At 26.5% G+C, this 1,250-nt stretch carries 1 protein-coding gene; it reads left to right on the top strand.

The window, feature by feature from the left end; genetic code table 11:
• Positions 1-190: 190 nt before the first annotated feature.
• Complete coding sequence (locus G3997_RS02750; RefSeq protein ID WP_296647720.1) at positions 191-1,183, top strand: calcium/sodium antiporter; 993 nt, start codon at positions 191-193, stop codon at positions 1,181-1,183.
• The last annotated feature ends 67 nt before the right edge of the window (positions 1,184-1,250 follow it).

Raw genomic sequence — 1,250 nt, 5'->3', positions numbered from 1 at the left:
AATAGGTCCCTGAAGGGGAGTAGCTTACACTTTTAGTGTTAATCAGTCGTCAATTCAGTGTTTATAACACTCGGTTGATTAACAAGTTTTTATACTTGATAGCAAGACCTTCAAAATAGTCAGATATTTTATATCTTTCTATTTTAGGAGGTCTTTTTTAATTATAAAAACAATATTGGAGGTATATGTTATGAACTATATTTTATTATTATTAGGATTTGTTTTACTTATAAAAGGAGCAGATTATTTTGTTGACGGTTCTTCAAGTATAGCAAAAAAATTAAAAATCCCATCTCTTATCATAGGACTTACAATAGTTGCATTTGGAACAAGTGCTCCAGAAGCAGCTGTAAGTATCACAGCTTCTATAAATGGTCAAAATGGTATTGCAATAGGCAATATCATCGGTTCTAATATATTTAATTTACTAATGGTCATCGGTGCATCTGGTCTTATCAAACCTTTGCTAGTTGAAAAATCAATCTTAAAGAAAGAATTTCCATTTACACTTTTAATATCAGTTTTATTAGTTTTACTTTGTGCAGATACTCTAATTTTCAATAAATCTATTAATACTATAAGTCGTTTTGATGGATTAATATTGTTGATTTTATTTGTAGGGTTCTTGTATTATCTAATTCACTCTGCTTTAAAAAATAGAAAGGAAAATATATCTGCATTAGAAACTTCAATTGATATGGATGCTTCTTCTGTTAAATCAATAGAAAAAAGCGATTCTATGATTAAATATATACTTATATCAGTGTTTGGTATGGCAGCTATAATATTTGGTGCAAATATAGTTGTAAACTCAGCTTCAGCTATTGCTAGTAACTTTGGTGTTAGCGACCAATTAATAGGTCTTACAATAGTTTCAATAGGTACATCTTTACCTGAATTTATAACTTCTGTTGTAGCTGCAAAAAAAGGAGAAAGTAATTTGGCTTTAGGTAATGTTATGGGTTCTAATATATTTAATATCTTATTTATTATTGGTATTTCAGCTTTAATTTCTCCAATGAGTGTTGATCCTAAGTTATTAATAGATGGAGCTATAATGATTTTATATACTTTATTAGTTTATTTTTACTCTTATAGAAAAAATGATATTAGTAGAAAAGAAAGCTTTTCTATGTTAATACTTTACATTATATATATGACATATTTAATATTATCAGCATAAATTTTATTTTAATAATTTATATAATAAAATGGATATTAATACAAGTGTATTAATATCCATTTTAATT

Source organism: Romboutsia sp. 13368, assembly GCF_018336475.1.
Lineage (GTDB): Bacteria > Bacillota > Clostridia > Peptostreptococcales > Peptostreptococcaceae > Romboutsia.
The sequence above is the reverse complement of the archived record's forward strand: the minus strand, read 5'-3'. Positions and strand labels throughout refer to the sequence as shown.